This window comes from Brevibacterium sp. LAARM2_SD2 (assembly GCF_057364785.1).
Genome location: NZ_JBNFOM010000035.1, coordinates 1 through 19,780, shown reverse-complemented (window position 1 = coordinate 19,780; position 19,780 = coordinate 1). Strand labels below are relative to the sequence as shown.

At 68.5% G+C, this 19,780-nt stretch carries 18 protein-coding genes, 1 tRNA gene and 1 pseudogene; 6 read left to right on the top strand and 14 right to left on the bottom strand.

From position 1 onward, the window contains the following. Positions 1 to 93 precede the first annotated feature (93 nt). A complete protein-coding gene (locus AC2W7K_RS16825) occupies positions 94 to 759 on the bottom strand; it encodes a TetR/AcrR family transcriptional regulator (RefSeq protein WP_344249677.1) in 666 nt (221 codons plus the stop codon). 198 nt (positions 760 to 957) lie between these two features. On the opposite strand from AC2W7K_RS16825, the gene mhpA reads away from it, so the two are divergent. The 3 genes from mhpA (at position 958) to AC2W7K_RS16810 (ending at position 4,252) form a co-directional block, all read left to right on the top strand. After that, on the top strand, positions 958 to 2,574 hold the full coding sequence (gene mhpA / locus AC2W7K_RS16820) for a bifunctional 3-(3-hydroxy-phenyl)propionate/3-hydroxycinnamic acid hydroxylase MhpA (protein WP_344249679.1): 1,617 nt from the start codon (positions 958 to 960) through the stop codon (positions 2,572 to 2,574). After that, positions 2,571 to 3,485: a dioxygenase family protein gene (locus AC2W7K_RS16815; RefSeq protein WP_344249681.1), complete on the top strand. Its 915-nt coding sequence runs from the start codon at positions 2,571 to 2,573 to the stop codon at positions 3,483 to 3,485. The genes mhpA and AC2W7K_RS16815 overlap by 4 nt, the downstream gene beginning before the upstream one ends. Positions 3,486 to 3,607: 122 nt before the next feature. Beyond that, entirely contained in the window at positions 3,608 to 4,252 is a 645-nt protein-coding gene (locus AC2W7K_RS16810) for a DUF998 domain-containing protein (RefSeq protein ID WP_344249683.1), read from the top strand. Between the two features lie 221 nt (positions 4,253 to 4,473). Here AC2W7K_RS16810 and AC2W7K_RS16805 read toward each other — a convergent pair. After that, positions 4,474 to 4,546 (bottom strand) — tRNA-Ala (locus AC2W7K_RS16805). A 115-nt stretch (positions 4,547 to 4,661) separates the two neighbouring features. On the opposite strand from AC2W7K_RS16805, the gene AC2W7K_RS16800 reads away from it, so the two are divergent. Next, positions 4,662 to 5,870: an NAD(P)/FAD-dependent oxidoreductase gene (locus AC2W7K_RS16800; RefSeq protein WP_344249685.1), complete on the top strand. Its 1,209-nt coding sequence runs from the start codon at positions 4,662 to 4,664 to the stop codon at positions 5,868 to 5,870. Positions 5,871 to 5,877: 7 nt separating this feature from the next. Continuing rightward, positions 5,878 to 6,600, top strand: a complete 723-nt coding sequence (locus AC2W7K_RS16795; protein ID WP_198498650.1) for an alpha-ketoglutarate-dependent dioxygenase AlkB — start codon at positions 5,878 to 5,880, stop codon at positions 6,598 to 6,600. A 6-nt stretch (positions 6,601 to 6,606) separates the two neighbouring features. Here the strand turns inward: AC2W7K_RS16795 and efeB are convergent, their stop codons facing one another. From efeB to AC2W7K_RS16750, 9 genes and pseudogenes are all read right to left on the bottom strand, one after another. Next, entirely contained in the window at positions 6,607 to 7,857 is a 1,251-nt protein-coding gene (gene efeB / locus AC2W7K_RS16790; RefSeq protein ID WP_198498649.1) for an iron uptake transporter deferrochelatase/peroxidase subunit, read from the bottom strand. Next, the gene (gene efeO, locus AC2W7K_RS16785; RefSeq protein ID WP_198498648.1) at positions 7,857 to 9,008 is read right to left on the bottom strand and encodes an iron uptake system protein EfeO; all 1,152 of its coding nucleotides are present in this window, start codon (positions 9,006 to 9,008) and stop codon (positions 7,857 to 7,859) included. The genes efeB and efeO overlap by 1 nt, the downstream gene beginning before the upstream one ends. 111 nt (positions 9,009 to 9,119) lie before the next feature. Next, positions 9,120 to 9,979 (bottom strand): annotated as a pseudogene (gene efeU / locus AC2W7K_RS16780) (iron uptake transporter permease EfeU). Between the two features lie 107 nt (positions 9,980 to 10,086). After that, positions 10,087 to 10,461 carry a cation:proton antiporter gene (locus tag AC2W7K_RS16775; protein WP_198498646.1) on the bottom strand — a complete coding sequence of 125 codons (375 nt, stop codon included), beginning with the start codon at positions 10,459 to 10,461 and terminating at the stop codon, positions 10,087 to 10,089. Beyond that, positions 10,461 to 10,721, bottom strand: coding sequence for a monovalent cation/H+ antiporter complex subunit F (locus tag AC2W7K_RS16770; RefSeq protein WP_198498645.1), 261 nt, complete (start codon positions 10,719 to 10,721; stop codon positions 10,461 to 10,463). The genes AC2W7K_RS16775 and AC2W7K_RS16770 overlap by 1 nt, the downstream gene beginning before the upstream one ends. Beyond that, complete coding sequence (locus tag AC2W7K_RS16765; protein ID WP_232623578.1) at positions 10,718 to 11,161, bottom strand: Na+/H+ antiporter subunit E; 444 nt, start codon at positions 11,159 to 11,161, stop codon at positions 10,718 to 10,720. Before AC2W7K_RS16765 ends, AC2W7K_RS16770 begins: the two co-directional genes overlap by 4 nt. Beyond that, on the bottom strand, positions 11,158 to 12,675 hold the full coding sequence (locus AC2W7K_RS16760) for a monovalent cation/H+ antiporter subunit D family protein (protein WP_198498644.1): 1,518 nt from the start codon (positions 12,673 to 12,675) through the stop codon (positions 11,158 to 11,160). Before AC2W7K_RS16760 ends, AC2W7K_RS16765 begins: the two co-directional genes overlap by 4 nt. Further along, positions 12,672 to 13,004, bottom strand: a complete 333-nt coding sequence (locus tag AC2W7K_RS16755; protein WP_198498643.1) for a sodium:proton antiporter — start codon at positions 13,002 to 13,004, stop codon at positions 12,672 to 12,674. Before AC2W7K_RS16755 ends, AC2W7K_RS16760 begins: the two co-directional genes overlap by 4 nt. Next, positions 13,001 to 16,048, bottom strand: coding sequence for a DUF4040 family protein (locus AC2W7K_RS16750; protein WP_198498642.1), 3,048 nt, complete (start codon positions 16,046 to 16,048; stop codon positions 13,001 to 13,003). The genes AC2W7K_RS16755 and AC2W7K_RS16750 overlap by 4 nt, the downstream gene beginning before the upstream one ends. A 108-nt stretch (positions 16,049 to 16,156) precedes the next feature. Here AC2W7K_RS16750 and AC2W7K_RS16745 point away from each other — a divergent pair, with 108 nt between their 5' ends. After that, complete coding sequence (locus AC2W7K_RS16745) at positions 16,157 to 17,287, top strand: glycosyltransferase family 4 protein (protein WP_232623577.1); 1,131 nt, start codon at positions 16,157 to 16,159, stop codon at positions 17,285 to 17,287. Here AC2W7K_RS16745 and AC2W7K_RS16740 read toward each other — a convergent pair whose 3' ends face one another. From AC2W7K_RS16740 to AC2W7K_RS16730, 3 genes are all read right to left on the bottom strand, one after another. After that, positions 17,288 to 17,884: a histidine phosphatase family protein gene (locus AC2W7K_RS16740; RefSeq protein WP_198498641.1), complete on the bottom strand. Its 597-nt coding sequence runs from the start codon at positions 17,882 to 17,884 to the stop codon at positions 17,288 to 17,290. It lies immediately after the preceding gene. After that, a complete protein-coding gene (gene rsfS / locus AC2W7K_RS16735; protein WP_198498640.1) occupies positions 17,881 to 18,354 on the bottom strand; it encodes a ribosome silencing factor in 474 nt (157 codons plus the stop codon). The genes AC2W7K_RS16740 and rsfS overlap by 4 nt, the downstream gene beginning before the upstream one ends. A 26-nt stretch (positions 18,355 to 18,380) precedes the next feature. Continuing rightward, on the bottom strand, positions 18,381 to 19,780 hold a 1,400-nt coding region (locus AC2W7K_RS16730), incomplete at its 5' end, for a hypothetical protein (RefSeq protein ID WP_486006434.1).

Below are 19,780 nucleotides of genomic sequence, written 5' to 3'. Positions count from 1 at the left end.
CGATCTCCGCGTGACAGTGTTACCGATGAGTATTCGAAGGCCCGGCGCACTCGGATGGACCGATCCGACGTGCGTCCCCGGGGCCGCGTCCGGTCACTCAGGTGCGGCTGGACTCCTGATCCCGTCGGATGGGTCGAGCGGCGGCAGAGGCGGCAGCGGTCGCCGGGCAAGGTCGCGCGCCTCCTCACGCGAGATCCCCACCATCCGCAGCAGGTACTGCGTGTAGGTGGCGACGACTTCATCGGACCCCCCGCGCTCAAGTCGCAGACGCATCGCCGAGAGCAGCGCCCCGAAGGTCATCGCCCCGGCCAGGGCGACGTCGTCGATGTCGAAGCGACCGCTGTCGACGCCCTTCTGGATGTCCCGGTTGGCGCGCGGACCCAGCACGTCGAGCAGCCCCGCATGGGCGAGACCGAGCCGGACGAGCAGCCACCCCCACACCGGATCGGAGATCGCCGTCGTCGCCAGGTGCCGCAGAGACACCGCGTAGACCTCGGCGGCATCGTCGAAGTCCCCGGTCAGCGCATCAAGACGCTGGCCGAAGGTCTCGACGAGATCGAAGACGACCTCATCGGTGAGCTGTTCGACGGAGGTGAAGTAGTTGTAGAACGTCCCGACGGCGATATCGGCGCCGTTCGACACAGCCCGAATCGTCAGCGCCTCCGGTCCGCCGGTGGCGATGACGTCGCGCGCGGCATCGAGGATGCGACGACGGGTCGCCTCGGCCTTGCGGGCACGCCGGTCAGGAGATTCTGCCATGGACACGATTGTGCCTGCTCAGGCCACGCCTCGGCCAGCAGGCGCGCGAGGTCGGAGGAGATGGGAACGGACGACAGCCTCGGCGCGCGGGGAGAACTCCCAGGCGGAATCCGCGGACAAACCCTTGACGGCCTCTCACCCCCTCCCCATAATGAACATAAGTTCAACGATGAACAGATGTTCACATAGGAGTGAGACATGACCCCCGCATCCGCACCCACCGTCGAACACACCGCCGATGTCGTCATCAACGGCCTCGGTCCCGTCGGCCTCCTCGCCACGATCCTCCTCGGTCGCCAGGGCTACCGCGTTCACGCCCTTGACCGGTGGCACACGCAGTACGGACGCCCGCGTGCGGTGACGTTCGATCATGAGATCGCCCGCGTGCTCGCGATGATCGGGATCGACCCCGACAACGACCCGGCGATCGACTTCCACGACGACCACTACTACTGGCTCAACGGGGACGGCGAGATCCTCATGGAGATCGACTGGCTGGGCAAGGAGGACAACGGGTTCCGCAAGCGGTACTGGTTCAGCCAGCCCGAACTCGAGGACCGGCTGCGCGTCATCGCCCAGACCCTGCCGAATGTCACCCTCCATTTCGGACGCGACACCGTCGCCTTCGCCCAGGACGAGGACGGTGTCACCCTCGACTTCCGGGAGACGGTGCCCGGTCTGCGCACCGTCGACTACGCCGAGGGCGGGGAGTCCGGTCGGATCCGGGCGCGGTATGCGATCGGGGCGGATGGGGCGAATTCGTTCCTCCGGGAAGCGGTCGGGGCGGAGATGACGGATCTCGGCTTCCTCTTCCACTGGCTCATCGTCGACACGAAGCCCGAGGTCATGCCCTCGTACATGACGCACCACTTCCAGGTCTGCGATCCCGTGCGGCCGACCACGGTCGTGCCGGGCGGACCGGGCAGGCGCCGGTGGGAGTTCATGATGCTGCCCGACGACGATCTCCAGGAGATGCTCACCCCGGAGGCGGCATGGAAGCTCCTCGAGCCGTGGGACATCCGTCCCGACAACGCCTCGCTCGAGCGCCTGGCCCTCCCCCGGTTCGAGGCGAAGTACCTCGAGAAGTGGCATCACGGGCGGACGATGCTCGTCGGAGATGCCGCCCATCTCATGCCGCCGTTCGCCGGTGAGGGCATGTGCGCGGGGCTGCGTGACGTCGTCAATCTCGCATGGCGCCTCGATCTCGTGCTCCAGGGGCTCGCCGACGGGAACCTCCTCGACGCATGGTCCGACGAGAGGCGCGATCAGGCGAAATGGTACATCGAGTTCTCCGTCGACCTCGGCAAGATCATCTGCATCACCGATCCCGCCGAGGCGGCGGCCCGGGACGCGCGCATGCTCGCCGAACATGCCGAACAGTCGAAGGTCGGGCCGCTGCCGGCGCATGAGACGATCCTCGGCCCCGGCACCTGGGTCGCCGAGGACGGCACCGCGGGCAAGACGGGCATCCAGGGGCGTGTCGCCCACCGGGGGCGGACCGGACGGTTCGACGATGCCGTCGGCCACGGCTGGTTCCTCCTATCGACTCCCGAGGCGGCCGGAGACCTCGATCCGGGTCTGGCCGCCGACCACGAGAGAGTCGGGGGCCGGCAGCTGACGGTCGGGGGTCCCGACAGCGGTGCCGAGGTCATCGATCTCGACGGCACGTATGCGACGTGGATGGGTGAGCACGGTGCCCGCCACCTCCTCATGCGACCGGACTTCTACGTCGCCTTCGTCGCCGGTGATGCCGCCGAACTCAACACGCGCCTGGAGGCGATCCTCTCGGGGATGATCGTGCGGGCGGCAGCATGAGCGACATCTCCCCCGAGCAGTCGGCGCGCGAACAGGGACTCGTCGATGAGGTCATCGCGTCGTTCGCCGGCACCGACGACGCTCGCCTCAAAACTGTCATGGAGGCCCTCACCCGGCATCTGCACGCCTTCCTCCGGGAGGTGCGCCTCACCGAGGCGGAGTGGAACGCCGGCATCCGCTTCCTCACCGATGCCGGGCACATCACGACCGAGACGAGGCAGGAGTTCGTGCTCCTCTCGGACACGCTCGGGGCATCGATGCAGGTCGTGGGCATGAACAATCCCGAGCACGCGAATGCCACCGAGGCGACGGTCTTCGGGCCCTTCTTCGTCGACGATGCCCCGGAGATCGCCCGTGGAGAGGACATGGCGTTCGGGGCGCTCGGCGAACCCTGCCTCGTTGAAGGGTCGGTCACGGACACTGAGGGCAATCCGATCCCCGGGGCGCGCATCGAGGTGTGGGAGGCCGACGAGGACGGCTTCTACGACGTCCAGTACGACGACGAGAGAACGGCTGCCCGGGCGCATCTGTTCTCCGACGAATCCGGCACCTACCGGTTCTGGGGGCTGTTTCCCACGCCGTACCCGATTCCCGACGACGGACCCGTCGGAGCGATGCTCGCCGCGACCGGGCGCTCGCCGATGCGCGCGAGCCATTTGCACTTCATGGTCACGGCACCGGGATTCCGGACGCTCGTCACGCACATCTTCGTCCGCGGTGATGAGCAGCTGGAGATCGGTGACAGCGTCTTCGGCGTCAAGGAGTCGCTCATCATGGACTTCTCGCATCATGCGCCCGGCACCCCGACCCCCGACGGACATGACGTCGGTGGCAGAGGGTGGGCTGAGACGCGTTTCGACATCGTCCTCGCCCCCGGCGATGGGGAGGGCATGCGCGTCGCGGGGTCATGACTTTCCCGCCGGTCGCCTCGCATCACCTCTGATCGTCCTACGATGAACGCAGACCGCGTCTCCGGTTGCCGCATCCCCAGCGCGATCGGCGGCGATCGCGTTCGACGAGGAGGGCGAGGCACATGAGGCAGCGCTGGCGAATTGGGGCAGCTTTCTGGGTGGCCAGCGCGCTGCTGCTGCCCGTCCAGCTCATCGTGGCCCTGCAGTGGCCGGACGGGTACTCGGTGACGCGGAATGCGATCAGCGACCTCGGTGTCACGGTCTGCGGCCCGTTCACCGAGGGCGGGGACGTCCGCGAGGTCTGCTCACCGTGGCACGTCGGGTTCAATGCGGGCATGGTCGCCTCCGGTGTACTGACGGCCCTTGGTGCAGTGCTGCTGCACGGCTGCTGGAGGCGCCGGACTGGACGCGTGGCGACGATTCTCATGGCCGTCGTCGGAGTGTGTGTCGTCGCGGTGGGCTTCGCGCCGTGGGATCAACAGCCGGCCCTGCATGACGGCGCCGCGGCAGCTCAGGCTCTCGTCCAGTGGGCGGCGATGCTCCTGCTTGCCGTTGCCGTCGGTCGCAGTGTCTTCAGGTGGCTGACGATTGCCGCCGTCGCCGTCTCGATCCTCGGATTCGCAGCATTCCTCCTTGCCCTCGACGGCGCCGCGCTGCCGGGTCTGAGCTTCGGTATCGCCGAACGTCTCTCCTTCGACACGCTCACCGTCTGGACGGCAGCGGTCGGCGTCGCCGTGCTCCTCGGTAGTCGATCTGGTCATGGATAGGCAGACAGGGCTTGGCGTAGTCCACCGGCGTCACCTCCGGACAAAGAAAATCGGCCCGAGCCGTGAAGCGAGCGGGCCGATCATGATGAACCCAGTGTAGCTGGAGTCATGGTCGGGGACCGCGGGCGGGGGGGGGAACCGCTGCGACGACACCGATGACTTCTGACTTCACCGGCTGGGAATGGGAAAGGCGCCGCGTTCACGCGGCGCCTCCGACAGGGTGGAGCTAAGGGGAATTGAACCCCTGACCTCTTCATTGCGAACGAAGCGCTCTACCAACTGAGCTATAGCCCCTGACACCGCACTACTCTAGACCCGAGCACCCAGGAAGCACAAAACCGGGAGTGGTTGACTCGGGATTCCGACAGTAGAGTCTGTGACAAGGACCCCGATACAGCAAGGAGCGAGCATGGCCCAGGAATTCGGAATCGTCGTCATCGGTGCGGGAATCGGCGGAGGTCAGGTGGTTGAGGCCCTGCGCAATGACGGCTTCGCCGGCACCATCGCCCTGGTGGGCACCGATCCCCTTCCGCCGTACTACCGTCCTGATCTGTCGAAGAAGGTCATGCTCGAGGACACCGACCCCGCGGACTCCGCACTGCGCGGCGCGGAGTGGTATCCGGCCCATGACGTCACGACGTTCTTCGGCGACACCGTGACGAAGCTCGACACCTCCGCCAACACGGTGACCCTGGCCTCCGGCGAGGAGCTCACCTACGCTCAGGCGATCCTCTCGACCGGTTCGACCCCGCGCACCCTCGAGGTTCCCGGTCAGGTGCTCGCCAACGTGCACACCCTGCGCACCGCCGGTGACGCCGTGGCCATCCGCTCGCAGTTCGGCGAGGGCAGAAAGGTCGTCATCATCGGCGGCGGCTGGATCGGCCTCGAGGTTGCCGCTGCCGCCCGCACCCACGGCTCCGATGTCACCGTCGTCCTTCGCGACGCTCCCCCGCTGAAGAACGTCCTCGGCGACGAGCTGGGACAGTACTTCGAGGATCTGCAGTCGAAGAACGGCGTGAAGTTCCTCGCCGACGCCGACACCACGGGCTTCGCGGGCGAGGACTCCGTCGATACCGTCCAGACGACGAAGGGCGACCTGCCCGCTGATCTCGTCGTCGTCGGCATCGGCGCGGACCCGACGATCGAACTCGCCGAGGCGGCCGGCCTCGACATCGACAACGGCGTTCCCGTCGACGAGAAGATGCGCTCGAGCGTACCGAGCGTGCTCGCCATCGGCGACATCGCCAACGCCTTCAACACCCGACTCGACTCCCGGATCCGCGTCGAACACTGGGACAACGCGGTGCGCCAGGCCGATGTCGCCGCCTCCACACTCACCGGCGGCAGCAAGGTCTACGACTGGGAACCGTACTTCTACACCGACCAGTTCGACCTCGGCATGGAGTACGTCGGCCACGGCTCGGGAGACGACGACGTCGTCATCCGCGGGGACAAGGACTCCGGCGAATTCATCGCGTTCTGGACCAAGGACGGCACCGTCACCGCTGCGATGAACGTCAACGTCTGGGATGTCAACGACGACCTGCGCACGATCGTCGGCACGCAGGTCGACGCCTCCCGCCTCGCCGACGAATCGGTTCCGCTCGCCGACCTCTGAGGCGTCCATGCCCGCCCTCTTCGCCGACGACGCCTTCGACCGCGGCCCCCGGGTCATCGCGCCCGGGGCCGTGTGGCTGCCCGGCTTCCTCGACGATGCCGGGCAGGCGTGGATCGTCCGCCAGTACGCCCAGTGGCGGACCGGCCCTGTCCCACCGCACTCGACGACGATCATGGGGCACCCGATGAGCGTGACGACGATCGGACTCGGGTGGCATTGGCGGCCTGGCCGCTACGACCGCGAAGCCGTCGACGTCAACCGGGAGCGCGTCCCGCCGTTCCCCGACTGGATGACACGGCTCGGGCGCCAGATCCTCACCGCCGCCGCCGAGGCGGTCGATGCCGACCCCGACCACCCCACCGGGGCGGCTGACGCCTGGGGGTTCGACCCCGCGCACTACTCCCCCGACGTCGCCCTCATCAACTACTACGACGAGGCGGCGAAGATGGGAATGCACCAGGACAAGGACGAACACGATCCGGCCTCGGTCGTCTCCCTCTCCCTCGGCGACACGTGCACCTTCCGATTCGGCAACACCGAGACGCGGAACCGGCCGTACGAGGACATCCGGCTCGCCTCAGGCGACGCCTTCGTCTTCGGCGGTCCCGCCCGGTTCGCCTACCACGGGGTGACGAAGATCCACCCGGACACCGCCCCGGACTCGGCGCGGCTGAGCGACCTCGGCGGCGGCAGGATCAACATCACGATGCGCACGACCGGCCGCGACTGAGCGCGCTCACCCGAAGAGCGTCTGCCCGATCCAACCGCCCCTGCTCACGCCCGGCGGGATCGCGAAGAGCCCCGACCCCGTGTGGAGCAGGTATTCGCTCAGCGCGTCCTGGGATGCGAGCCGGTTCTGCATCGGCACATAGTGACGGGCGGGATCGGCGACGAAGGCGATGAAGAACAGACCCGCGTCGAGGTTGCCGCGCGCATCCGCGCCATCGGCGTAGTTGTATCCGCGGCGCAGGAGCCGCACGCCGCCGTTCTGCTTCGGATGCGCGAGATGGACGTGTGAGGTCACCGGGATGATCGGCTGACTGCCGGCCCCGGCCATCGCGAAATCAGGGGTCGTGAACTCCTCGCCGCCGGACAGCGGCGCGCCGGTCATCTTCGTGCGGCCGAAGATCCGCTCCTGCCCGTCGAGGCTCTCCCGATCCCACGTCTCGATGTGCATGCGGATGCGCCGAGCGACGAGGAAGCTGCCGCCGTCGAGCCATGAGCCGTCCCGGACCCACACGTTCTCGTTGAGCGCGGTGTCCTCGTCGGAGCGGATGTTCGCCGTGCCGTCCTTGAAGCCGAAGAGGTTGCGCGGGGTCTCCTGGACCGGAGACGTCGACGCCGTACGCCCGAAGCCCAGCTGCATCCACTTCGTCGAGACGATGCCGAAGCCCATCCGGATGAGGTTGCGCACCGCGTGGACGGCGACCTGCGGATCGTCGGCACACGCTTGGATGCACAGGTCCCCGCCGACGCGCGCCTCGTCGAGCTGATCACCGGGAAAATGCGGCAGGTCGATGAGCCCGACTGGCAGCTTCTTCCCGATGCCGAAGCGATCCTTCCCCTCGGCATCGGTGAAGAGGCTGCGGCCGAACCCGATCGTCACCGTGAGGTGGCCGGCGCTCAGCCCCTGCGCCTCCCCCGTGTCCTCGGGCGGAGCGTACCGAGAGCCGTCGGCGACGCCGCCCTCGACGACGGGCAGCCCCTGACTGAGATTGGCCGCCGCGGCCGTCCACGTCTTGAGGAGCTCGATGAGCTCCTCACGGTCGTCGGTGAGGACGTTGATCGCGGCGAAGCACATGCGGTCCTGGGCCTCGGTGACGATCCCGGCCTGGTGCGTGCCGTAGAAGTCGACGACATCGGAATCGGCCCCGACCGCCTCGGCGAGCGGATCATGGGCGAAGTACCCGGCCGCAGCACCGGCCGCGACGGCACCCGCCCCGATGCCGAACATCGCCCTCCGCGACACACCCGGCCGGTCCGCCATCAGCCCACCACTTTGTCAGTGAGCTGGGAGAGCGGTTCGGAGAGCGCGTTGACGGAATCGGACAGGGCCTTGACCTCGTCCTCGCTCAGCTCGGTGTAGAGGACGAACCCGTCGCCCTTCCGGTGCTCGTCGAGGAGGGCCTGGAGGTCGGCGAAGCGCGTCTTGAGCGTCTCATCGAGCTCCTTGTCGCGGGTGGCCAGCAGCGGCTGGAGATTCTCGTACGCGACCCGGGCGCCGTCGACGTTGGCCTGGAAGTCCCACAGGTCGGTGTGCGACCAGGTCTCCTCCTCACCGGTGACCTTGCCGGTGGCCACCTCGTCGAGGAGCTCCTTGGCCCCGTTGGAGAGCTGGTCGGGGGTGAAGCTCATGTCCCGGGTCCGGTCGTAGAGGACCTGCGTGTCGGAGACGAGGAGGTCGGCGTACTTCGTCCGGTCACCCTCGCTCAGCGCCGTGTACCCGTCCTTCGGCGGCCACAGGTCCTTCTCGATGAGGTGCCAGCCGGTCCACTCCTGTCCCTCCTCGAGGTCGGCCTCACGCAGGTCGAGCTTGGGGTCGAGGTCGCCGAAGGATTCGGCGACGGGCTCGATGCGCTCCCAGTTCGTGCGCACCTGGGCGTAGAGGGTCCGCGCCTTGTCGTCGTCGCCGTCCTTGTACGCCTTCGCGAACTCCTCGGTGCCGGTGAGCAGCTGCTCCGTCTGATCCTTCACGTACGCCGCGTACTGCGTCGTCGCCTGCTCGGCGAGCTGCGAATCCTCGGCGCTCACGCTCTGCCCCCCGGTGCCCTTCGTCACTGTGAAGTCCCCGCGCAGCCCGTCACCGACCATGCCCGGTTTGCATGCCGTGAAGTACTTGCCCTCCGGGGCGGTGACCGTGAGGGTGCGCTCGAGTCCCGGCGCGATGTTCTCGACCTCGCCGATGATGCGCAGTCCGTCCTCGCCGAGGAGGTAGAACTCCGTGACCTTCGAACCGTCGTTCGTCACGGAGAACTTCAGGGTGCCCGCCGGGGCCTCCTGCGCGGCGACGTCGCACGAGTCGTCGGTGCTCGTCACCGCGATCGTGCCGTCGCCTGGGTCATTGGGTTCGCAGCCGGTGAGCACGAGCGCACCGCCGACGGCGAGGCCGATGGCGAGACGGGGCCAGAGAGTGGTCATATCGGTCCTTTGATCGTTGTCCTGCACAGAGGCGGAGGGAGGTCCGCCGAGGCGGTCGCCGGGGAATCGGCAGAGGTGGAGTCAGGGTGGGCCGCCGGTGGCAGCGGGGGTTCAGGCGGCGGCGACGCCGCGGGCGGCCGGTCGCGCTGCCGGAGTCGGGGAGGCGCGGAGGCTGCGGATGAAGAGCGCGCCGACGACAATGACGTAGAGCCACCACACGGTGAACTCGACCCACGTCGTCGCCGGTGAGAAGTTGAAGATGCCCTTGAGCAGGACCCCGTACCAGCTCGTCGGCGGAACGGCGGCGGAGACGTCGAAGGCGAGGGCATGGAGACCGGGGACGACTCCGGCCTCCTGGAGGTCGTGGAACCCGTAGGCGAGGACGCCGGCGGCGATGAGGATGAGGAACGCCCCCGAATAGCGGAAGAACGCCGAGAGGTTGAGTCTGAGCAGGCCCTTGGCGATGAGCCACGCGAGGACAACGGCGATGGCGATGCCGGCGATCGCGGCCGCCGTGAGGCCGAGCGCCGAGGCGGTGCCGGTGGCGTTCGCGCGGGTGGCGGCCCAGAGGAAGAGCGCGGTCTCGAGCCCTTCCCGGCCGACGGAGAAGGCGCCGAGGATGACGAGCCCGATGACGGGACCGTCGAGGGCCTTGTCCGCCGCGGCCCGCAGCTCACCGCCGAGGCTCTTCGCCGTCCTGGCCATCCAGAAGATCATCCACGTGACGAAGCCGACGGCGATGATCGAGAGGGTCCCGCCGATGAACTCCTGGGCCTCGAACGTCAGCGTCGAGGGACCGAAGGTGAGCAGCGCCCCGAAGCCGAGGGACACGAGGATCGCCGCGGCGATCCCCACCACATCGCCCTGACCTCACGGGTCCGGCCGATCTTGCCGAGGTAGCCGATGAGGATGCTCACGATGAGAGCGGCCTCGAGGCCTTCGCGCAGGCCGATGAGGAATGTCTGGAACATAGGCGGCTTTCTGGTCCTGGGGAGCGCCGCGGGGCACGGCTCGCTCAGCCTAGCATAAGGAAAGCCTTACTTAATCCTCAGAGCGCCGCGAAATCTCAAGCGCCGGCTCACGGAGCCGGATCCTCGATGCCCTCCGGCGGCTGGGCCAGACGGTTCGGCGAGGTCTTGCGGTAGATCGGCTGCCCCGACAGCACGCTCGCCCGCGACAGCGTGTTGCTCGCGACCGAGGAGACGATGATGAGACAGAGGATGGCGATGAGCGCGATGAACAGCGTCATCACCCTGAAGCCCTCGGTGTGGAGCGTGTGGATGTAGGCGGCGATGACGATGAGCGGCATGCCCAGGCCGGTGGCCGGGGAGAACACGTTGATCCGGGAGAGCGCGTCCTTGACCCGGAACATCGCCAGCGCCGAGGCGAGCATGAGCAGGGAGCCGGTGATGCCGAAGATTCCGACGAGAACGGTGGCGACGGTGTCCGACATCAGCGGTGCCCCCTCGTGAGGATCCGGGACAGGGCGATCGTCGCGAGGATGCCGACCATCGAGGCGAGGAAGATGACGTCGAGGACGATCGAGGAGGACACGCTGATCGCGATCATCGTCAGTATCCCGATCGCACAGAAGTAGATGAGATCGCTGACGACCGCGCGGGACCCCAGATCGCGGGCGGTGAGCACGCGGATGAGGCCGACGACGATCGCGGCGGCGAGAATGATCGCACAGATGGCGACGATGACGGTCATCGCCGTCTCCTCTCCTCTTCGGCGGACGGGTTGTGGGGGCCGGGATCGACCCAGGCGGCCTCCACCTCGGCGACATCCGAGGCCGAGGACTGCGGCGCCCGGCCGCGGGTCATCGCGAGCAGGCGCGATTCCATGTCGTAGAGACCGGCCAGCGCGTCCTCCTCGGAGTCCTCGAAGAGGCAGTGGACGAAGAAGACCGGCGGGGTCGTCGCGGTGCCCGCGGCGATCGCGGTGACGAGCGTGCCCGGGGTGATCGTGATCGACGAGGCGAAGAGGGTGACCTCGAGGTCGGTGCGGCAGCGCAGGGGCACCTCGACGATCATCGGGTGGGCGTAGGGCCTCCCGACGCGGAAGAGGTGGCCGACGACCGTCGCCGATCCCGTGATGATCGCCCAGAGGATGTAGAGGACGTAGGAGATGCCGTGGATGATGCGCATCATCGTCCGATCACCGCCTCGATGTATTCGGTGTGGTCGAGCAGTCCCGTTGCGGCCCGCCCGGTGATCTCGAGCAGGGGTTCGGGCCAGACGAAGATCGCCACGGACAGCGCGATCATGATCGTCGCCGGCACGAGCAGTCGACCGGGGATGCGCACGTCATCGGTGATCGCCACCGAGGCGGCGCGTCCGGTCTCCGCGGAATCGGGGCGGTACGACTGCATCGGGGCGCCCCAGAACGTGTTGCGCCACGTGTTCTGCAGGGCGAGCATGGAGATGAGCGAGCCGATGACGATCGCCGAGACGAGCCACCAGCCGGCGGCGTCCTCGACGGCAGTGGCCGCGGAGATCAGGCCGATCTTCCCCCACATGCCCGAGGTCGGGGGCAGGCCGATGAGGGAGAAGAGTCCGAGGACCATGAGCACTGCCGCCCACTTCTCGCGACTGGCCAGACCGGAGAGCTTCTTGAACGACCCCGTGCCGTACGTCTGCTCGATCGCGCCCATGACGAGGAGGAGACCGGCCATCGTGATCATGTGGTGGACCATGTAGAAGGCACCGGCGGCCAGCGCCTGGGCGGTGAGCAGGGCGACGCCGAGGAGGATGTGGCCGACACCGGAGGTCATCTGGAACGCGAGCACGTTGCGCACCCGGTTCTGCCCGAAGCCGGAGAGGGAGCCGACGATGATGCTGACGACGGCGATCGCGATTATGGCGTTGGCCCAGGCCGGGGGCTCACCGTAGACGGTCGTGCAGATGCGGTAGATCGCGTAGAGGGCGACCTTCGAGTGGAGACCGGCGAAGAGCGACATCATCCCCGCCGAGGTGTTCGGGTAGCTGCGGGCCAGCCAGCCGTGGAACGGAGCGCCGCCGGCCTTGACGAGCAGCGCGAAGAGGACGATCCCGAGCGCGAGCGCCCCCTGTCCCGTCGGGGTGCCGAGGGAGGCGAGGACGGCGAGGTTGACGGTGCCGAGGGCACCGTAGACGAAGCCGACGCCGATGAGCAGCAGGGTCGAGGTGAGCAGGTTGACCATGACGAACATCCGGCCCACGCCGAGGCGGCGCCACGTTCCCGTGACCGCGATGAGCGCGTAGGCAGGCAGCACCATGACCTCGATGAAGACGAAGAAGTTGAAGAGGTCGCCGGTGAGGATCGCCCCGTAGACGCCGGTGAGCATCATGAGGATGAGCGCCGGCACGAACCGGTACTGGTCCTCCCCCGTGCTCACGAGGAAGATGCAGCTGACCAGCGACGTCACCGACGTCAGCAGCAGCATGAGGGCGGTGAACGTGTCCGAGACGAATGGGATCGCCAGCCCCGGGATGTAGCCGCCGACGGAATGGGCGACGACGGGTTCCGTGCGGTGGAGGATGAGCAGTCCGATCGCCGCGGCCCCGACGAACGAGGGCACGACGAAGAGGAGGATGCGGTCGAAGGTGCGGGAGGTGATGAGCACGCTGAGCGCCGAGGCGAGCAGCGGGATCGCGACGAGGAGGAGCAGGAGGGAGGAGTTCACGATTCGCGGACCTCCCCGGTCTCCGGGGCCCGCTTCTGGTCGTCGTCGTGGCCGAGCACGGCGAGGGCGAGCATGAAGATCGTCACCGCAAGGGTGATGACGATGGCGGTGAGGACGAACGCCTGCGGCAGCGGGTCGGCGGCCATCGTCTGGTCACCGCGTTCGGCCAGCGGCTCGACGCGCCAGGCCCCGACTCCGGCGGACAGCAGAATGAAGTTCGCGGCATGCGAGACCAGGGTGAGGCCGAAGACGCCGCGGACCATCGACCGCTGCATCATGAGGTAGACGCCGCCGGCGGTGAGCACGCCGATCGTCAGGGCAAGGATCATCGCGGATCCCCCTCCTTCGTGGTCGGGGCTTCACCGCGGTCGAGCGGTGCATCACCGTCGAGGATGTGCGTCGTCGAGGCCTTCGCTTTCTCCTCCGAGCCGCGGCCGACGATCCTCTCTCCGCGGCCGGGCCGCTCGCCTCTGATCGACTCGAGCGGACCGCGCAGCTCACCGTAGAGGAGCTCATCGGCGCGTTCCCTGGTGAGTTCGACGTCACGGCGGATGATGCCGTCGGTGAGCACGTCGTCACCGGCCGGGGTCGCCGCGGAGTCGGAGACACCGAGGATGTTGAAGGAGAGGAGGATGAGGCCGAGGACGGCGAGGTAGACGCCGACGTCGAAGAGCATCGACGTCGTGAACCGCTGGCCGAGGATGTAGGTGTGCAGCGGCTCGAGGAACGAGCCGGCGAAGATCAGCCCGAGCAGGCCGGTGACCACGGCGATGCCGATGCCGAGGCCGATGAGGTAGAGCGGTGCCCGCGGGGGTCCGATGGCCCGGTCCTTGGCCGTCGACATGTAGAGGAGGCCGATGACGGCGGAGCCGACGAGTGCCGCGATGAAGCCGCCGCCGGGTTCGTTGTGTCCGCGCCAGAAGATCATCAGCGAGGCGATGATGAGCAGCGGCCCGAGCACCTTGATCGTCAGCTGCAGCGGGATGACGTTGGGCCACGCCTCGTGGACGCCGCGGTAGGCGCTCGTGCCCTTCGGGCGCACCGTCACCCACGCCCGCCTCGGCGGTTCCGGGATGTTCTCCGCCGGTGGGTCGATGTAGCGGTCCTTGACCGTCGACATCACCGCGACGATCGCGATGCCGGCCATGCCGAGCACGGTGAGCTCGCCGAGGGTGTCAAGGGCACGGAATTCGACGAGGATCGTGTTGACGATGTTGTGGCCGCCGCTGATCTCCGGGGCCTGCTCGATGTAGTAGAGGCCGAGGTCGGAGCGCTCACGGCGCCCGTTGAGCATGAGGGTGAGCACGGTGACGGCGATGCCGACGAGGATCGCGAAGATCGCCCGGGTCGACTGCAGGCGCTTCGAGTAGCGCCAGAACGAGCGCGGCAGCTTCTGGAGGACGAGCATGATGACGATGATCGTCATCGCCTCGACGAGCAGCTGGGTGAGGGTGACGTCGGGCGCGCCGAGGGCGAGGATCTGCACGGTGGCGAGGATGCCGATGGCCGAGAGCGCGACGACCGTGGTCAGACGCGAATGCGAGGTGCACACGACGAGGACGGCGACGGTGATGAGGACGAGGAGGATGATGTCGGCGGGCCGCCACAGGTTCGGCTGGAGCGGCGGCAGGCTCGGGTAGACCGCGGGCACGGAGAGGAACGTGATGAGCGCGAGCCCGCCGAGCGTCGTCGCGAGGTAGGGCGTCGAGTTCATCGGGCGCACGACGATGCCGAGGCCGCGGCCGAGGCGCTGGAGACCGTCGGCGATGCCGGCGATGACGTCGGCGCCGTCGAAGCTGAGCCGGGCGCGGTGGAAGAAGACGAAGACGCGGGAACGGTTGATGATGACGACGATGCCGATGGCGATGATGAGGCCCGAGGCGATGAGCTCGGGGGTGAACCCGTGCCAGAACTTCACGTGGACGGGTTCGATCTCGCCGGGGAGCGCCGCGGCGACCACCGCGGTGAGCGGGGTGTCGAAGAGGTAGAGGACGAGGCTGAGCGGCAGGGAGGCGACGATCGGCAGGGCCGCGGCGGCGAGCATAATCGGCGAGGAGTGCTCGAGTTCGGACTTCGTCACCGGTTTGCCGTCGATGAACGCCCCCCACACCGTCTTCGCGCAGTAGGCGAAGGTGAGCACCGAGGCGGCCACGGCGATGACGAAGAGCATCCACCCGGCGCCGCCGGATTCGACGAGGGCGGTGAACAGCGACTCCTTCGACACGAAGCCGAGCAGCGGCGGGATCCCGGCCATCGAGGCGCACCCGAGGATCATCACGACGAAGGCCGTCGGGGCCGGGCCCATGAGGCGCGGGATGCGGGTGAGTTCGCGGGTCCCGGCGAGGTGGTCGACGACGCCGACCATCATGAACAGACCGGACTTGAAGAGCGCGTGGGCGATGATGTGCAGGGCCGCCGCGGCGATCGCGGCCTCGGTGCCGACGCCGATGACGGCGGTGATGAGGCCGAGCTGGGACACCGTCGAGTACGCCATGAGCTTCTTGACGTCGTGCTGGTTGAGCGCGAACCAGCCGCCGATGCACGCGGTGATGAGTCCTGAGGCGATGAGGAGGACGTTCCAGGCCGGGGTGGCGTGGAAGGCCGGGGAGAACCGGAGCATGAGGAAGACGCCGGCTTTGACGACGGCCGCGGCGTGGAGGTACGCGGAGACGGGGGTGGCCGCGGCCATGGCGTCGGGCAGCCACGAGTGGAACGGGAACTGCGCGGACTTCGTCATGCCGGCGATCGCGACGAGGACGGCGACGAGCGTGGCGGCCGCCGGCTGCGCGGCCCACGCTCCGGAGAGCAGCGCCTCGTTGAGGTTCGTCGTGCCGGTCACCGCGATCGTCAGACCCACCGCGACGAGGAGCGTGAGGCCGCCGATGAAGGTGATGAGCAGGGTGCGCAGGGACGGCGCCTGGCCGGGCGATCCGGAGCGGGCGATGAGGAAGAACGACGCCAGCGACGTCAGTTCCCAGCAGATGAAGAGGACGATGAGGTTGTTGCTGAGCACGAGGGCGACCATCGAGAACGTGAAGATCACCATGAGCCAGTAGAAGCTCGTGTTGCGTCCCCGGGGCAGGTACCCGGTCGAATAGATGAAGACGACGGCACCGATGACGAGGGCGATGTACGTGAAGATCACGCCGATGCCGTCGGCGCGCAGGGCGATGTCGACGCCGAGGCTCGGCACCCACGAGACCGTCTCCTCCGGCGTCGACCCGGCCATCACCTCGGCGGCGGTGGGAGTGAAGAGGGCGGCGACGGCGAGGTAGGCGGCGGCCAGCGGCCATCCGGTGGCTCGACCCATGAGGCGGGTCAGGAGCGGGGTGAGGACGACGAGGGCGGCGAGTGCGATAATCGTTAGGATCATGACCGGAGCCTCAGGGCTTCGGACGCAGGTGCTGGTTCCTTCACTCACTGGCCCTTCGTCGCGGCGAACGCTCACTTTCGAATGTTCAGACTATCGACTCGGAGTTCCATGAGCAAAAACCCACGCGGTCCACAGGCCCCCGATCGAATCAGGGTCTTCTTCGACGCGCGCTTCACCCGAACGACCCATCATGATGGGATCTCCCGGTACGGGTCGTGCCTGCTCGAGGCCCTGCTCGAGGCGACCGCGGGCACGGACATCGAGGTCACCGCGATCATCAGCGACGACGCCCAGCTCGCCCTCCTCCCCGAGTGCCCGTGGGTCAAGCTCAGCTCCCCGCTCTCCCCCGCCGAGGTGGGCATCGCGAAGCGGCTCAACGACCTCGGCGCCGATGTCGTGTTCTCGACGATGCAGGTCATGGGGTCGACCGGTCGCCGCTACGGGCTCATCCTCACCGTCCACGACCTCATCTACTACTCCCACCCGCTCCCGCCGGCCGACCTGCCGGCCCCGGTGCGGCTGCTGTGGCGGCTCTACCATCTCAGCTACACCCCGCAGCGGCTGCTGCTCAACCGGGCCGATGCGATCGCCGCGGTGAGTGAGACGACGAAGGCCCTCATCGCCGATGAGCATCTGACGACGAAACCGGTGACCGTCGTGTCCAACGCCGCCGAGGTCGCGGCCGCCGCACCCCGGTCGGTCGATCGGTCGGGGGCGAAGTCCCTGGTCTACATGGGCTCGTTCATGCCGTACAAGAACGTCGAATCCCTCATCCGCGCCCTGGAGCACCTGCCCGGGTGGACGCTGCACATCGCGAGCCGGATCGAGGGGCGTCGGGAGGCGGCGCTGCGGGCGCTCATCCCCGACCGCGCGCGGGTCGTCTTCCACCGCGGGGTCAGCGATGAGGAGTATGCGCAGCTGCTCGAGGAGGCGACGGCGCTCGTCACGGCCTCCCGCGCCGAGGGCTTCGGGCTGCCCGTCATCGAGGCGATGGCCAAGGGCGTGCCCGTCGCGGTCTCCGACATCCCGATCTTCCATGAGATCGCCGGGGACGCCGCGGAGTACTTCGACCAGGACGATCCCGCGTCGATCGCCGAGGCGGTCGGGAGGCTCACCGAGCCCGCGGCCTGGGCCCGGGCCGCCGCGGCCGGGCAGGTGCAGTCGCAGAGGTTCGCGTGGTCGGAGTCAGCCGCTGCTCTCGTCGGCCTCATCCGGGATGTCCACGCGAAGCGACGGTGATCAGTCGGGGGCTTCGCCCCAGTTGCGCAGCACCCACGTGTCACCGGTGAAGCCGAATTCGCCGTGTCCGCAGTTCGCGAGGACAGCGAGTCGGCCGGATCCGGTCATGTCGAGGAGGATCTCAGCGGCCCCGCGGAGCACCGCGCCGTGGGCGACGATGGCGATCGACTCCGCGTCCGAGGTCGTGACGATGTCGGTGATGGCGCGGGCCACCCGCAGCGAGGACTCGCTGCGGGTCTCTCCCCCGGGCGGCTTCGGGTCGCCGCCGGAGACCCACTTGTGCAGCTCCTCGGGCCAGACTGCCGCGATCTCCTCGCGGGTCAGGCCCTCCCACTCGCCGAAGGCCATCTCCCGCAGACGCGGATCGCGTGCGACGCTCGTCCCCAGCCGGTCGGCGAGGGTGTCGGCGGTGACCGCTGCTCGCAGCAGGTCGGAGGAGACGATGAGCTCGGGGCTGCGGGCGGCGAGGACGGCGGCGGCCCGCTCGGCCTGATCGAGTCCGACGGCGTTGAGCGGAATGTCGGACTGTCCCTGGAAGCGCCGCTGCAGGTTGAAGTCCGTCTGCCCGTGCCGCCAGACGATGACGGTCTTCGTCATCGAGTCTCGGAGTCGGTGCCGGTCGAAGGCCCGCCGGACTCGGCGTCGTCAGATTCGGTGCCGTCGGCCGCAGCGCCGTCGGACTCAGTGTCGCCGGTCGCAGCGTCGCCGGACTCGGTGTCGTCGATCGTCACGTCGATGACGGGAACGTCCTTCCACAGGCGCTCGAGCGCGTAGTACTCGCGCTGTTCGGTGGAGAAGACGTGGACGACGATGTCACCGTAGTCGAGGAGCACCCAGTCACCGGTGCCGCGTCCCTCCCGGCGCAGCGGTTTGCGACCGGCCTGCTTGAGCAGCGCTTCCTCGACGCCGTCGACGATCGCACCGACCTGGCGTTCGTTCTCCGCGGACACGATGAGGAAGGCGTCGGTGATGTAGAGGGTGGAGCTGACGTCGAGGGCGACGATGTCGGTGCCGAGCTTGTCATCGGCGCCTTTGGCGGCGATCCGAAGCAGTTCAGTGGTGTCCACGTGGTCCTTTCCCAGGGTTCAGGTTGTCACAGCAGCATGACGAGTGCGATGACGATGAGGGCGACGGCGAAGAGCGCGGCCACGCCCAGCACGATAAAGGGTACTTTGGATGGCTCTTCGCCAACAAGGATCTGCCCGTCGTACCCGGTCACGGCACTCGCCTTGATGCGGGTGCCCGGCGGGTTCTCGGTCTCTTCGTCCTCGTAGTCGGAGTTCGGCAGGGACCATGCCTCGGGGACGGTGTCCATCGGACGGGTCTCGGGGTTCGCGGCGAGTTCGCGGGCGGCGTCGTCGGCCGACTGGGCGGTCGGCTCGGTGCCGGCGTCACGGTCCTGTGCGGTATCCGACGCGGTGTCCGACACCGAGGCGGCCGGTGCCGTCCCAGCGCTCGTCGACGCTGAACTGCCCGTCGACGCGGCACCGTCCTTCGAGCCGGCGTCCCCCTTCGAGGCCGCACGGTCCTTCGGGGCCGGGGACTCCTTCGCGACGGGTTCGGAGACCTTCGCCGAGGCGGCGGTGACGACCCGCACGCCCGAGGTGCTCGGCGGATTGACGATCGGCATCCGTCGGGATCGGGTGGCCGGTTCGGGACCGTCCGAGTCCGTTCCGGCGGTGGGCTGCCCAGCCGCATCGAACTTCGCGGCGGGGGTCGTCTTCGTGGCGGCGTCCGTCTTCGCGTCGGTCGCGTCCGACTTCGCAGCAGCGGCGTCGGTCGTGGCGGCGTCCGTCTTCGCGGCGGTCGCAGCGGTGTCCGCTGTCGCCGCCTTCCCCGCCGCAGCGTCTCCGCTCGGCGTCGTCGGCGCGGAGGCTGAGGTCGTCTCCGGGAGAGGACGGGAGAGCGCGTCGTCGGGACCGGAGGCCGGTCGCGGCGCGGAGTCGGCGGTCACCGGTGATTCGAAGTCGCGGGCGGCCACTTCGGCCGAGGACCCGCCGAAGCCGGCGGCGTCGAACGATTCGTGCCCGGCCGAGGATCCCCCCGTGCCGCCGGACTGCGGGGCCGCGTCGCCGGACTGGGAGGCCGCGTCGGCCTCGGCGGGATCGGCGATGACCGGGATCGCCCCGGTCGAGAGGTCGCCGTCCATCGACAGGCCGTGTTCGCGCAGGTAGCGCTTGCGTGCGGCGCGCGATTCGAAGTGCGGCAGCGGTGCGCGGCGGGGGTCGAGCCGATCCTCGGCGTTGACCGGCGGCCGCTCCTGCGGCAGGTGATCGGAGGCCAGTGCCCCGCGCTCGTGGGAGACCTTCGGCGTCGGCGCCGGGTCGATGCGCGACGACGGGAGGTCAGCGGGGGTCGATCCCGCGCTTCCGCCGGCCGGCCGGGGCCGGTTCCGCCGCGGCGGGCTGGGTCGGCGACTCGGGAGCCGGTGTCGCCGGAGACGCAGGAGCTGAAGCGGCCTGCGGAGCCGCAGGCGTCTGCACGGACGGAGAA

Excerpts from the sequence above, each read along its gene's own strand:
- AC2W7K_RS16825 (WP_344249677.1), bottom strand. The coding sequence starts at position 759 with ATGGCAGAATCTCCTGACCGGCGTGCCCGCAAGGCCGAGGCGACCCGT.
- mhpA (WP_344249679.1), top strand. The coding sequence starts at position 958 with ATGACCCCCGCATCCGCACCCACCGTCGAACACACCGCCGATGTCGTC.
- AC2W7K_RS16815 (WP_344249681.1), top strand. The coding sequence starts at position 2,571 with ATGAGCGACATCTCCCCCGAGCAGTCGGCGCGCGAACAGGGACTCGTC.
- AC2W7K_RS16810 (WP_344249683.1), top strand. The coding sequence starts at position 3,608 with ATGAGGCAGCGCTGGCGAATTGGGGCAGCTTTCTGGGTGGCCAGCGCG.
- AC2W7K_RS16800 (WP_344249685.1), top strand. The coding sequence starts at position 4,662 with ATGGCCCAGGAATTCGGAATCGTCGTCATCGGTGCGGGAATCGGCGGA.
- AC2W7K_RS16795 (WP_198498650.1), top strand. The coding sequence starts at position 5,878 with ATGCCCGCCCTCTTCGCCGACGACGCCTTCGACCGCGGCCCCCGGGTC.
- efeB (WP_198498649.1), bottom strand. The coding sequence starts at position 7,857 with ATGGCGGACCGGCCGGGTGTGTCGCGGAGGGCGATGTTCGGCATCGGG.
- efeO (WP_198498648.1), bottom strand. The coding sequence starts at position 9,008 with ATGACCACTCTCTGGCCCCGTCTCGCCATCGGCCTCGCCGTCGGCGGT.
- AC2W7K_RS16775 (WP_198498646.1), bottom strand. The coding sequence starts at position 10,461 with ATGTCGGACACCGTCGCCACCGTTCTCGTCGGAATCTTCGGCATCACC.
- AC2W7K_RS16770 (WP_198498645.1), bottom strand. The coding sequence starts at position 10,721 with ATGACCGTCATCGTCGCCATCTGTGCGATCATTCTCGCCGCCGCGATC.
- AC2W7K_RS16765 (WP_232623578.1), bottom strand. The coding sequence starts at position 11,161 with ATGATGCGCATCATCCACGGCATCTCCTACGTCCTCTACATCCTCTGG.
- AC2W7K_RS16755 (WP_198498643.1), bottom strand. The coding sequence starts at position 13,004 with ATGATCCTTGCCCTGACGATCGGCGTGCTCACCGCCGGCGGCGTCTAC.
- AC2W7K_RS16750 (WP_198498642.1), bottom strand. The coding sequence starts at position 16,048 with ATGATCCTAACGATTATCGCACTCGCCGCCCTCGTCGTCCTCACCCCG.
- AC2W7K_RS16745 (WP_232623577.1), top strand. The coding sequence starts at position 16,157 with ATGAGCAAAAACCCACGCGGTCCACAGGCCCCCGATCGAATCAGGGTC.
- AC2W7K_RS16740 (WP_198498641.1), bottom strand. The coding sequence starts at position 17,884 with ATGACGAAGACCGTCATCGTCTGGCGGCACGGGCAGACGGACTTCAAC.